The organism is Kribbella sp. NPDC055110, from assembly GCF_053607525.1.
In genome coordinates, this window is sequence record NZ_JBSGTS010000006.1 from 59,635 (window position 1) to 72,334 (window position 12,700).

Here is a 12,700-nt window from a genome sequence, read left to right on the forward strand (position 1 = left end):
TCCGCCCGTCCCGGAGCCGCACCAGCACCGGAGCGCAGTACGCCGTAAGCGACCCGTAGTCGTGTTCGGGCCCTTGCAACGCGAGTTCGTCCTTACCGTCGAAGAATGTCCGTCGATCTCGTCCTGCCGTGCCTGAACGAGGCGGCCGCCCTGCCCTGGATCCTCGAACGGCTCCCGCCCGGCGTCCGCGCCATCGTCGTCGACAACGGCTCTACCGACGACTCGGCCGCCGTCGCCGCACGACTCGGCGCGACCGTCGTGCACTGCGAGATCAAGGGGTACGGCGCTGCTTGTCATGCCGGCCTGGAGGCGGCCGACGCGGACGTCGTGGCGGTGATGGACGCGGACGCCTCGCTCGATCCGCGGCAACTGGTCCGGGTCACTGCGCCGGTCCTTGCCGGCCGCGCGGATCTGATCGTCGGCCGTCGGCGTCCGGTGTCGCGGGAGGTCTGGCCGTGGCATCTCCGCCTGGCCAACGCGGAGCTGTCCCGGCGGATCAGGCGCCGTACGGGCGTTGCCTTGCACGATCTCGGTCCGATGCGCGCGGCCCGGCGTACCGCGCTGCTCGGACTCGGGCTGACGGATCGGCGGTCCGGATACCCGTTGGAGACGGTGGTCCGCGCCGCCGACGCAGGGTGGCGGATCGCGGAGGTCGACGTCGATTACCTCCCGCGCTCGGGGCGCTCGAAGGTCACCGGTACGCCGCTCGGCGCCGCGCGCGCCGTACTGGACATGTCGAAGGTGCTCGCTCGGTGAACGCGTTGATCGTGATCGCGAAGGAGCCGGTGCCGGGACGGGTGAAGACTCGGCTGCAGAGCGAGTTCACGGCACGGGAGGCGGCAGCGCTGGCGCGGGCGTCGCTCGTCGACACGCTCAGCGCGGTCCAGTTCGCGCCCGCCACGCGGCGGGTGGTCGTGCTCGAGGGCGAGCCGGGGCCTTGGTTGCCGCCCGGGTTCGAGGTGGTGGCGCAGCGCGGCGGCGGGCTCGACGAGCGGCTCGCGGCGGCATTCGACGACGTGTACGACGGTACGCCGATGCTCCTCGTCGGGATGGACACGCCGCAACTGCGGCCGGAGCTGCTCGGATTCGAGTGGTCCGGGTACGACGCGGTGCTCGGGCTGACCGAGGACGGCGGGTACTGGTGCCTCGGGCTCCGTACGCCGGATCGGCGCGCGCTGCTCGGCGTACCGATGTCGACCGATCACACCGGGCGCGATCAGCTGCGTCGCCTGCTGTCGTTGGGGTTGCGCGTGCGGATCCTGCCGACGCTGCGGGACATGGACACGCCGCGGGATGCGGCGTACCTCGCTGACGAGTTCCCGGCGTTGCGGGTTTCACGGCTGTACCGGCGGCTGCAGCACGCGGCGCATCCGGGGCTGCTGTTCGAGCAGGCGCTCGGCGGTACGGCGCGAGTTGTAGCCACCGGCATCGATGGACGGACCGTGCCGTCGCTGTCCGAGGTGGATCGCTGGACCGCGCCGGCGGACGACGTGGACCGGCTCGCGCTGAGTCGATGCGAGGGGCCGGTGCTGGACATCGGATGCGGGCCGGGACGGATCGTCACCGCGCTTGCTGAGCGCGGAATTCCTGCGCTCGGAGTCGATGTGTCGCCGCGGGCCGTCTCGCTCACCACGTCGCGTGGGGCGTCCGCGCTGCATCGTCCGGTGCAGGATCGGCTGCCGGGCGAGGGGCGGTGGGGCAGTGTGCTGCTGATGGACGGGAACATCGGGATCGGTGGTGATCCTGCCGATCTGCTGCGCCGCTGCGCCGAGTTGGTCCGCCCCGACGGTCTCGTGCTGGTCGAGGTCGACCCCGACGACGATCTCGACGACATCACCCCGATCGTCCTCCGCAGCTCCACCGGCCGCCGCTCCACCCCGTTGCCCTGGGCAAGAGTAGGAACCCGCGCCCTGATCCGCCACGCCCGCACCACCCACCTCCACCCCACCGAAGACTGGCGCACCCCCCACCGAGCCTTCCTAACCCTCCGCCGAACCGCATGACCCGCGACAAGAACCAGGCCGACCCGCCCCCCACCCCGAACCGGAGCCTCCCGCGCAGCGCCGGCCGGATCCGCCACCCCTCCCCTCGCCTCCCGCGCGACTCCGGCCCGAACCTCCGCCTCCCGCGCAGCGCCGGCCCGAACCGCCGCCCCTCCCCTCGCAGCGCCGGCCGGATCGGCGACTTTGTGCACCGGATCCGCGCGACTTCGCGCTCCACATACGGATCCGGTGCACAAAGTCGTCAGCAGCTCTGGGTTGGGGGTGCTGTGGTGGCTTTGGCGGCGGTGGTGGTTGGGGCGGCGGCGTGGCAGTGGTGGGCGGATGTGGTGCTACTCGTGGGGACCGTTGTGGTCGGGCTCGTGGTGTGGCGATTCGGGCGCGGGTTGGGTGTTGGGGTTGTCGTGGTTGTGGCGGGGTTGTGTCAGGTGCCGGGGCTCACACAGGCGCCGATCACCAGCACGGACGCCTACCGGTACGTGTGGGACGGACGCGTGCAGTTGTCCGGCCACTCGCCGTACGCCTATGTGCCACTCGACGACGCGCTGGCACCGCTGCGGGACCCCGTACTGTTCCCGGGATTGTCGCCAGATCAGCGCTCCGGCGTAACCGGCATCCCCGACGACCCAGCAACACTCCCGGTCGACGATGCCAGGACGAGGATCAACCGCCCCGGCGTACCAACCATCTATCCACCTGTCGCCGAGGCCTACTTCACCGTGGTCGCCCTGTTCACCCCCTGGTCGGCCGGCACCCTCGGCCTGCAGATAGCAGCCGCATTGATCGCGATCGCACTCACCTGGCTACTCGCCGTACAGAACCCGCGCTGGGCCGCGCTGTGGGGTTGGTCACCGATTGTCGCTCTCGAGGCGAGCAACGCCGCCCACGTCGACGTCCTCGCGGCGCTCCTCATCACGGCCGCCGTCGTCACCACCGCCCGCAGACCGAAACTCGCCGCCGTCCTCCTCGGCGCGGCCGGCAGCGTCAAGCTCCTGCCCCTACTGCTCCTCCCCGCGTTCCGCCGCCGCCGACCGCTAGTTGCCCTGAGCACCTTCACCGCCACCTACATCCCCCACGTCCTTGCCGTCGGCACCTTGGTGCTCGGCTTCCTGCCCGGTTATCTCAACCAGGAAGGCTTCGAGGACGGCAGCTCCCGATCCGCGATTCTCGCGCTCCTGCTGCCTCCTGAGGCCCGCCAGGTCGTCGCCGCGGTCCTCGCGCTCGCCCTCGCCGTACTCGCCTTCCACCGCGCCCGGCGCGACCCGATCGCGCTCACCTGCTGCTGGCTGTACGGCGCGGCGCTCCTGATCGCCACCCCGACGTACCCGTGGTACGGCCTCCCGCTGATCGCCCTCGCGGCGCTGGCGAGCCGCCCCGAGTGGATCGCCGTACCGCTCGCGTCGTACCTCGCCTACGCGAGCTTCGGCCACGACACCCGCCAGGGCCTGATCCACCTGACCGCGGCTGTCATCGTTGTCGCCGCCCTCACGATCCGTCACCAACTCGTTGCGGGATCAGGTTTGACCGCACCACCTCTCCCCGCCAACACTGGCGAGCGTGACGAAACGCATCGCTCTCGCAACCTCGGCCGACTACGCTGAGTTGCACCCTGACGAACGCCCGCTCCTCGACGCGCTCCGCGCCGTAGGCCTCGACCCGGTGGTCGAGGTCTGGACCGACCCGTCGGTCGCCTGGTCCGCGTACGACGCGGTCCTGCTGCGGACCGTCTGGGACTACTTCGGGCTGTACGCCGAATTCACCGAGTGGCTCGCCCAGCTCGACAAGGCCGGCGTACCGGTCCTGAACTCCACGGACCAGGTCCGCTGGAACAGCGACAAGCAGTACCTGCTCGAACTGCGCGAGCGCGGTGTCGCGATCGTCCCGTCCCAGGTCGCGGCGGGCGCGTTACTGCGCGAGGTGGTGGCCGGGCTGTCCGGTCAGCAGGTCGTCGTCAAGCCGACCGTTGGCGGCAACGCCCTGCACACGGTCCGCGGCGTCGCGGGCTCCCCCGAGCTCGAGCAGGCACTCAGCGAACTGCCGGACGTGGTGTACGTCGTGCAGCCGTTCGTGCCGGAGATCCAGTCCGCAGGCGAATGGTCGCTGCTGTTCTTCAACGGCGAGTTCAGCCACGCGGTAGTCAAGCGTCCCGCAGCCGGCGACTACCGCGTCCAGGAGTCGTACGGCGGCCAGACGGAGCCGACGGACCCGCCTGCCGCCGTACTCGAAAGCGCACTGGCCGCCCTGGCTGCCTCCGGTCCGATGCCCACGTACGCCCGGGTCGACGGAGTCGTGGTCAACGACCGGTTCCTGCTGATGGAGATCGAGCTCATCGAGCCGTACCTGTTCCTGCCGCAGTCCCCGGAAGCAGCCTCCAAGCTCGCGGAAGCGGTCGCCTCGCGCATCTAAACAGCGTCTAACTGGCAGCAGACTCCGGATGGCCCCGGCGACGCCCGTACAGCAGGGTCTCGCCGGCGGCCGTCCCGGTGAACTTCGTCCGCCGCGCCCACTCCCGGCACTCGGCGAGCACCGGGCACGAGGTCAGGCACAGCTCACGGGCCTTGCGCTGCTCCCACTGGGACGCGTCCTCGTCGTACACCGGCGCCTGGCCGATACACGCGGCCCGGCTCATCCAGCGGTCGGCGGGATCCACCATCACGGTCAGCGTCGGCCTCATGACACCGACGGTAGATCGCCCGCGACCGCCCGCAGCCTTTGTCTCGAAATATGATCAACCTACTAGACTTTCAGCGCCCTGCTGTATGGCGGTGATGGCGCTGAAGCTCTAGGCGGTTGCGAGGTCGGCGCGGGCCCGGGATCTGACGCCGTCGCTGGGATCGTCGACGAGGTCACCGTGACGTACCGGGTCGTTCTCCGGGAGCAGGATGTCGCGCGCGACCACCAGCATCAGCCACAGCGTGCCAGCCATCCGCAGGATCACCGAGAGCCAGTAGATCCGGTCCGGGACCTGCGGGTCGCCTGGCGCCAGGAACTGCGCCAGATGCATCCATACCAGCATCCAGTAGAAACATTCGCAGGCCTGCCAGATCAGCCAGTCACGCAGCCGCGGCCGGGCCAGCGCCACCAGCGGCAGCAGCCACAGCACGTACTGCGGTGAGTAGACCTTGTTGATCAGCAGGAACGCCGCCACCACCAGGAACGCGAGCTGCGCGAATCTGGGCGGCCGGGGCGCCATCAGCCCGAGGATCGCGATCGACAGGCACAACCCGGCGAAGATCACGATGTTCAACTGGTTGACGTCCGCGACCTCGTGCTTGGCGAGCTTGAGGACGTACCAGATCGAGCCGTAGTCGCTCTCCCGCTCGTCGTTGAACTGCCAGAACGACAACCACTCGTTCTTCGCCAACAGATAGATCGGCGCGTTCACCAGACCCCACGCAACCGCAGCCGCCACCGTCGCCTGGACCCACGGCCACAGCTTCCGTCCCCGGATGCAGACGATCAGCAACGGACCGAGCAGCAGGAACGGATAGAACTTCGCCGCCGTTCCGAGCCCGAGCAGTACGCCGAACCAGATGGGTTTCCCGCGCGACCACGCGAACATCGCCCCGGCGGTCAACGCGACCGCGAACAGGTCCCAGTTGATCGTCGACGTCAGTGCGAGCGCCGGCGCCGCGGCGACGTACAGAGCGTCCAGCGGCTGCCCACGCGCCGCGCCCGGGCGGGTAGCGACTCCGCGCGCGGTCGCGACCGTGAGGCCGACGATCAGCAACGCGCAAAGGAACAGCAGCACGGTGTTGACCAGGAAGAACACTCCGGCCGTGTCGCGCTTCTGCTCGACCGTCAGGTCCTTCTTCGGGTCGCCGGTGATCACCCAGGTGAGCTGCGCCGCGACCTCCATGAAGCCGCCGGTCAGCACCGGGTACTCCAGCACCGGGTAGTTGCCGGTGTCGAGGAACGGCCGGTTGCCCTCCGCGAAACCGCGCTCCTGGTACAGGAACCCGATGTCGGAGTAGCAGAGCGCCTTGAACGGCCGCCAGCTCTGCCGGTCCCAGCCGGCCTCCATACACGGCGCCTTCTGCAGTACGCCGAGACCGAAGGTGATCGTGCACACGGCAAGCGCGATCCGCAGCGGCGTCCACCACGACGAGCTGAGCCGGGCGAACCTCCCCGACGGTCCACCGAGCCCGACGGTCAGGCCGGCGACGGCCGGATCAGCCTCCGACGGCGTCTGCGCGAGCTCGCGTTGTGGTCCGGTCACGGTGGGCATCATCTCCTATCGGACCCCTGGCGACCACCAGAGGTTACCCACCCGGCCCTACCGCGCCGCGCACCTGCCTCCGCGCGCGTGTCAGTGAGGTGGTTCGAGGCGGCTCAGCCAGGTGGTGAGAAGCTTCTCCAGCTGAGTGGTCTCGTCCGGTGTGAGGGCCTCGAGGAGGCGTTGCTCGTTGGCCATGTGCGCGGTGAACGCCTTGTCGATCAGCCTGCGGCCGGCTGGGGTCAGGCGGACCACCCGGCCGCGGCCGTCGGCGTCGCTGCGGCGGCGATGGACCAGGCCGGCCTCCTCGAGCCGGTCGACCCGCTTGGTCACCGCACCCGTGGTCACCATCGTGTGCAGTGCGATCTCCCCTGGAGCCCTCTCGTACGGCGCTCCCGCACGCCGCAGCGCCGCGAGGACGTCGAACTCCCCCTCGGTCAGCCCGTACTGCGCGTACAGCAGCGTCAACTCACCGGTGAGCTGGTTCGCGATCCGGTGCAGCCGCCCGATCACGCCCTGCGGAGCGGTGTCGACGTCCGGTCGCTCGACCTTCCACTCCGCCTGGATTCTCGCTACGTGGTCCACGGGCTCCACTATATCTTCCCGGGAAGATATAGTCTCTTCCATGGAAGATACCGTCCGTTGGAGCCTCGTCACCGCGATCGCGCCGATCGCCTGGGGCACGAACTACTTCGTCACCCACGAGTACCTGCCGGCCGGACATCCCTTGTACGGCGCGGTGTTCCGCGCGCTGCCCGCGGGGCTTCTCCTGCTCGCGCTCGCCCGCCGCCTCCCCCGCGGCGTCTGGTGGTGGCGATCGCTGCTGCTCGGGATCTGCAACATGGGCGCGTTCTTCGCACTGATCTACCTCGCGTCCCAACTGCTCCCGGTCAGCCTCGCGTCGACGATCATGTCCGCGGCGCCGTTCATCATGGCGCTCTTCGCCTGGGGCCTGCTCGCCGAACGCCCGACCGCTCAGGTCCTGATCGGCGCGACCGCCGGGATCGCCGGCGTCGTACTGCTCCTCGGCGCCGGATCGACCGCGGTCGACCTGCGCGGCGTGGCAGCGTCGGCCGCCGCGCTGACGATGTCCTCGTGCGGCTACGTCCTGGCCAAGAAATGGGGCCGGGCCGGCGAGGGTCCGCTCGCGACCACCTCGTGGCAGCTGATCGCTGGCGGTATCGTCCTGATCCCGTTCGCCATCGTCGTCGAAGGCGCCCCGCCACGACTCGACGGACCCGCCGTCGCAGGTTTCGCGTACGTCGGACTCGTCGCGACCGCACTCGCATTCACGGCTTGGTTCGCGGGCCTCAGCAGGCTCCCCGCCGCCACCGTCGGGCTGATCGGCCTCCTCAACCCGGTGACCGGCGTACTGCTCGGAGTCCTGGTGTCGCGCGAGGTGCTCACCCTGCGGCAGTTCCTCGGGCTGGCGCTCGTCCTCGGCGGCATCACGCTGAGCCGCCCACGTCGCGGATCACACGTTGAGGCCGCACGGGAGGAGCCGTCCAAGGTCTGACCACCGGCACCACGCCGGCTGGACCACGAGTAACCCGCCCCGCCGGGAATGGAACCGGGGCGTTGGGCGTGTCGAAGCGCTTCGACTGGGGTAGAACTGGGGTGCCGACAGAAGAGGGGAAGCACCATGGTCACGATCGCGGACGTCGCCCGGCATGCCGGGGTGGCGACCAGCACGGTGTCCTACGTGCTGAGCGGGAAGCGGACGATCTCGTCCGACACCCGCGATCGGGTGCAGCGCAGCGTCCGCGCCCTCGGCTACCGGCCGAACGCGAGCGCCCGCGCGCTGGCCAGTCAGCGGTCCAACGTGCTGGCCCTGGTGATCCCGCTGCGCACCGGCATGCACGTGCCGGTGATGATGCAGTTCGCGGCCTCGATCGTCACCACGGCCCGCCGGTTCGATCACGACGTACTGCTGCTGACCGCTGACGAGGGCCCCGAGGGCCTGGAGCGGGTCGCGCAGAGCTCGTTGGTCGACGCGCTCGTGGTGATGGACGTCGAACTGCACGACGAGCGGGTCCCGATGTTGCGGGAGCTGCCGATGCCGTCGGTGCTGATCGGGTACCCGGAGGATTCCGACGGGTTGACCTGTGTCGACCTCGATTTCGTTGCCGCGGGCGCGCAGTGCGTCGATCACCTCGCCGACCTCGGGCATCGATCGCTCGCTCTTCTCGGTACGCCGTCGGCCGTGTACGAGCGGCAGACCGGGTTCGCGCAGCGCACTCTCACCGGGTTCGCCGAGGCGGCCGCGCGGCGTGGGGTGCTCGGGGTCGAGACGCCCTGCGAGCACACGTTCGATGCGATCCTGCACACGGTCGAGCAGTTGCTGAACGAGCATCCGGACATCACCGGGCTGGTGGTCCAGAACGAGCCGATCATCGGCCCGCTCCTCGACGTACTGCGCCGGCTCGGCCGCCGGGTGCCCGAGGACATGTCACTGGTCGCGATCTGCGCCGACGACGTCGCCGAACGCCAGGTCCCGCAACTGTCGTCGGTCACCATCCCCGCCGAACGGATCGGCGAGCAGGCAGTCGAGTCGCTGATCAGCAAGCTCGAGGGTGGCGTCGTCCCCGAACTGACGCTGCTGCCGCCCGCACTCACGGCGCGCGGCAGCAGCACATCTCACACCGACCGCACCACCGCATAAGCTCCGGCGGGCACCACGAGCTCTCCATCCACCGACCTACCGGTCACCAACTCTGTACCAACCGCTGGTACGCCGACGTCGGCGTCACCGTGGTTGATGAAGAAGATCCAGGTGGTCTCGCCATCCCGCCGATGCACGGTCTCCAGCACCCCGTCCCCACCTCGGCCCGCGGGCGGTTCTTCGGCGTTGAGGAGGCGTGACACGAAGGCTGCTGCGGTCTCGTCGTCGAGTTCGGTGGAGACGTACCAGGCGGTGCCGGCGCCGCGGCGGAGGGTGATTGCGGGCTTGCCGTCGAGCACACCCCCGGCGTACCGGTCGACGACCTCGGCCGACACCGCGTGGACGTCCTCGCTCCAGATCCCTCCGCGCCCGCCGGAAGCCAGCGCGACCTCGTCCTGCACCGGGTGGAACTCCTCGACCCGCACCCCGAGCAGCTCCGCGAACGCCCCCGGATACCCGCCGAGTCGAACCCGCACGTCCGGATCCACGATCCCGCTGAAGTATCCGACCACCAACTGCCCGCCACCCTCGACGTACCGAGCAAGGTTCGCGGCCACCGCATCAGAAACGAGATAGAGCGAAGGCACCACCACAACCCGGTACGACGACAACGAGGCCTCCGGCGCCGCGAAGTCCACCGTCACCCCCGCGTGCCAGAAGTGCCGATGCGCAGACCGGACAGCACCGAGATAGTCCAGAGACGACGACGGCAGATGCGTCCCCTGCATCGCCCACCAGCACTCGACGTCCCACACGATCGCGACCTCGGCAACAACGTTGCTCTCGGCAACCTCAGCCAACCGCGGCAGCACCGCGCCGAGCTCCACAACCTCCCGGAACATCCGGCTGTCCGCGCCGGCATGCGGCACCATCCCAGAGTGGTACATCTCCGCCCCACCCCGCGACGCCCGCCACTGGAAGAACAGCGCACCCCGAGAACCACGTGCAACATGCGACAAACTGTGCCGCGCCATCCGCCCCGGCTCCTTCGTGTGCAGGCGCCGACCGTCGTTCACCCCACCGGCAGCCTGCTCCATCAAGAGCCACGGCTTCCCGCCCGCCCACGCCCGCGCCAGATCCGCGCCGAACGCGGTCTGCTCCTCCGCACCGATCCCGGCCTGATCCGGATAGTGGTCGATGGCAACGATATCGACCTCGGCCGCCCACCGCGCGTGGTTCACCGGCACCCAACCACCGAACACGAAGTTCGTCGTCACCGGCGCGTCGGAGAACGAGCGCAGCACGGTCTTCTGCTCGAGATACGCAGCGAGCAACTCGTCGGACCAGAACCGGCGATAGTCCAGGTACTGCGTCGGATTCACCAGGTACTGCGTCTTACGCGGCGGCTCGATGTCCGCCCACTCGGCGTACCCCTGACTCCAGAACGCCGTCGTCCACGCCTCGTTCAACCGGTCGAGCGACCCGTACCGCTCCCGCAGCCACTCGCGGAAGCGTCCCGCCGCGAGCGAGCAGTAGCACGTCGTCCCGTACTCGTTGTGCACATGCCACATCGCAAGCGCCGGGTGCTCGTGGTACCGCTCGGCCAGCGCCTGCGCGATCCCGCGCGCCGCATCCCGGTACGCCGGTGCGCAGACGCAGTACGTGTCGCGGCTGCCGTGAGTGAGCCGTACGCCGTCAGCGGTCACCGGTAACGCCTCCGGGTGCAGCCGGCTGAACCACGGTGGCGGCGACGCGGTCGGAGTGGCCAGATCCACGCTCACCCCGCCCTCGTGAAGCAGGTCCAGCACCCGGTCGAGCCAACCGAACTCGTACCGTCCCGGCGCCGGTTCGAGGCTCGACCACGAGAAGACGCCGACGGTGACCAGGTTGACGCCGGCCTGACGCATCAGGTCGACATCCTCCTTCCACACCGCTGGATCCCACTGCTCGGGGTTGTAGTCGCCGCCGTACCAGAAACTCATGCACCTAGCCTTTCACTGCGCCGATGATGACGCCCTTCTGGAAGTGCCGCTGGATGAACGGGTAGACCAGCAGGACCGGCACGATCGCGATCACCACGATCGCCATCTTGATCGCCAGACCGGGCGCCGGTGACAGGCCCAGGCCGACGCCGGACGCCACACCGCCGGCGCCGGTCGGGAGCGCCTGCTGCTGCACGATGTAGGTTCGCAGCACCATCTGCAGCGGCCACTTGGCGTTGTCGTTGATGTAGAGCAGGGCGTTGAAGAACGCGTTCCAGTAACCGACCGCGTAGAACAGCCCGACGACCGCGACCACGGCCTTCGACAACGGCAGCACGATCCGGCGCAGTACGGCGAACTCGCCGGCGCCGTCGATGCGTGCGCTGTCGATCAGCTCGCTCGGGATGCCCATGAAGAACGACCGCATCACGATCAGGTTGAACGCCGAGATCGCCGCCGGCAGGATCAGCGACGCGTAGTGATCGATCAGCCCGAGCGCGTTGACCACGAGATAGCTCGGGATGATGCCCGGCCCGAACAGGAACGTCAGCAGGACGACGAACAGCAGCGGCCGGTGGAACAACGATCCCGGCCGCGACAACCCGTACGCCGCGAGCACGGTGATCCCGAGGCTGAACGCCGTACCGACCACCGTGATCACGACGCTGATCAGGAGCGCGCGAGTCACCACGCCACCGGACAGCAACTGCACGTACGCCGCCACGGTCAGCTCCCGCGGTACGACGACCAGCCCGCCGGCCCGGGTCACCGCCTCGGTCGTGGACAGGCTCGTCACCACCACGACGTACAACGGGAACGCGACCGCCAGCGCGATCAACGCCAGCACCACCGGCTTCCCGAACCGCCCGACCGCGGTCGGCTCTTCCTCCCAGACAGCTCGTGCGCTCATGACTTCGAATACACCCCCTGCTCGCCCACCAGGTGCGCGAATCGGTTGGCCACCAGGACGAGGACGAGGCCGACGACGCCCTTGAAGAGGCCGGCGGCGGCACCGTAGCCGAAGTCGCCGACGAGCAGGCCCTGGTAGTAGACGTAGGTATCGAGTACCTCGGCAGCGCCGCCGCCGACGGCGCTGCGTTGCAGGATGAACTGCTCGAAACCGACCGTCAGCGCGTCGCCGAGCCGCAGGATCAACAGCAGGATGATCACCGGACGCAGACCGGGCAGCGTGATGTGCCAGAGCCGGCGCCAGCGGTTCGCGCCGTCGGCCGCGGCGGCCTCGTAGAGCGCCGGGTTGATGGTCGACAGCGCGGCGAGGAACACGATCATGCCCCAGCCGGCGTCCTTCCAGACGGCCTGCGCGGTGACGAGCAGGATGAAGGTGTCCGGTTTCGTCATCAGGTCGATCGCCTGGTGGCCGTGGTCGCGCAGGGTCTGGGCCAGCAGGCCGGCGCCGCCGATCATCTGCTGGAACAGGGACACGACCAGGACCCAGGAGAAGAAGTGCGGCAGGTAGACGACGCCCTGGATGAGGTTGCGGAGCTTGGACGACAGGACGCTGTTCAGCAGCAGCGCCAGAGCGATCGGGATCGGGAAGAAGAACGCGAGCTGGACCGCCGTGATCGAGACGGTGTTCGCGACCGCCCTCCAGAAGGCGGGTTCGCCGAACATCCGCTGGAAGTTCCCGAACCCGATGAAGTCGCTCCCGCGAATCCCGGCGTACGGCGAGTAGTCCTGGAAGGCGATCACGTTCCCGAGCGTCGGGAAGTAGTGGAACACGCCCAGCAGAACCACCACCGGCAGCACCATCACCAGCAACGGCCAGTCCCGCCGGAACCGATGCCGGAACGTCATCCCGCCGGCCCGACTTTGTGCACGGGATCCGTACGCCCGGCGGCCGGACGTACGGACCCGGTGCACAAAGTCGCCTCTCGACGGG

12 protein-coding genes are annotated in these 12,700 nt (G+C 69.1%); 6 read left to right on the plus strand and 6 right to left on the minus strand.

Annotated features, from left to right (window positions below; all coding sequences use genetic code 11):
• Positions 1-105 precede the first annotated feature (105 nt).
• From ACWF0M_RS11750 to ACWF0M_RS11765, 4 genes are all read left to right on the plus strand, one after another.
• Positions 106-756, plus strand: a complete 651-nt coding sequence (locus ACWF0M_RS11750) for a glycosyltransferase family 2 protein (protein ID WP_452235592.1) — start codon at positions 106-108, stop codon at positions 754-756.
• Positions 753-2,003 (plus strand): DUF2064 domain-containing protein, encoded by a 1,251-nt coding sequence (locus ACWF0M_RS11755; protein ID WP_452235593.1) that lies wholly within the window; start codon positions 753-755, stop codon positions 2,001-2,003. The genes ACWF0M_RS11750 and ACWF0M_RS11755 overlap by 4 nt, the downstream gene beginning before the upstream one ends.
• 425 nt (positions 2,004-2,428) lie before the next feature.
• Positions 2,429-3,601, plus strand: a complete 1,173-nt coding sequence (locus ACWF0M_RS11760; RefSeq protein WP_452235594.1) for a glycosyltransferase 87 family protein — start codon at positions 2,429-2,431, stop codon at positions 3,599-3,601.
• Complete coding sequence (locus tag ACWF0M_RS11765; RefSeq protein ID WP_452235595.1) at positions 3,558-4,406, plus strand: ATP-grasp domain-containing protein; 849 nt, start codon at positions 3,558-3,560, stop codon at positions 4,404-4,406. Before ACWF0M_RS11760 ends, ACWF0M_RS11765 begins: the two co-directional genes overlap by 44 nt.
• 7 nt (positions 4,407-4,413) lie before the next feature.
• Here the strand turns inward: ACWF0M_RS11765 and ACWF0M_RS11770 are convergent, their stop codons facing one another.
• From ACWF0M_RS11770 to ACWF0M_RS11780, 3 genes are all read right to left on the minus strand, one after another.
• Positions 4,414-4,674: a WhiB family transcriptional regulator gene (locus tag ACWF0M_RS11770; protein ID WP_452235596.1), complete on the minus strand. Its 261-nt coding sequence runs from the start codon at positions 4,672-4,674 to the stop codon at positions 4,414-4,416.
• Positions 4,675-4,782: 108 nt separating this feature from the next.
• Complete coding sequence (locus tag ACWF0M_RS11775) at positions 4,783-6,228, minus strand: glycosyltransferase family 87 protein (protein ID WP_452235837.1); 1,446 nt, start codon at positions 6,226-6,228, stop codon at positions 4,783-4,785.
• Between the two features lie 81 nt (positions 6,229-6,309).
• Complete coding sequence (locus ACWF0M_RS11780; RefSeq protein ID WP_452235597.1) at positions 6,310-6,801, minus strand: MarR family winged helix-turn-helix transcriptional regulator; 492 nt, start codon at positions 6,799-6,801, stop codon at positions 6,310-6,312.
• Positions 6,802-6,841: 40 nt separating this feature from the next.
• On the opposite strand from ACWF0M_RS11780, the gene ACWF0M_RS11785 reads away from it, so the two are divergent.
• Entirely contained in the window at positions 6,842-7,732 is an 891-nt protein-coding gene (locus tag ACWF0M_RS11785) for an EamA family transporter (RefSeq protein WP_452235598.1), read from the plus strand.
• Positions 7,733-7,858: 126 nt separating this feature from the next.
• The gene (locus ACWF0M_RS11790; protein ID WP_452235599.1) at positions 7,859-8,878 is read left to right on the plus strand and encodes a LacI family DNA-binding transcriptional regulator; all 1,020 of its coding nucleotides are present in this window, start codon (positions 7,859-7,861) and stop codon (positions 8,876-8,878) included.
• Here the strand turns inward: ACWF0M_RS11790 and ACWF0M_RS11795 are convergent.
• The 3 genes from ACWF0M_RS11795 to ACWF0M_RS11805 are packed head-to-tail and all read right to left on the minus strand — an operon-like array spanning position 8,854 to position 12,615.
• Entirely contained in the window at positions 8,854-10,800 is a 1,947-nt protein-coding gene (locus ACWF0M_RS11795) for a beta-galactosidase (protein WP_452235600.1), read from the minus strand. The genes ACWF0M_RS11790 and ACWF0M_RS11795 overlap by 25 nt on opposite strands.
• 4 nt (positions 10,801-10,804) lie before the next feature.
• Complete coding sequence (locus ACWF0M_RS11800) at positions 10,805-11,710, minus strand: carbohydrate ABC transporter permease (protein WP_452235601.1); 906 nt, start codon at positions 11,708-11,710, stop codon at positions 10,805-10,807.
• On the minus strand, positions 11,707-12,615 hold the full coding sequence (locus ACWF0M_RS11805; protein WP_452235602.1) for an ABC transporter permease: 909 nt from the start codon (positions 12,613-12,615) through the stop codon (positions 11,707-11,709). Before ACWF0M_RS11805 ends, ACWF0M_RS11800 begins: the two co-directional genes overlap by 4 nt.
• Positions 12,616-12,700: the final 85 nt, after the last annotated feature.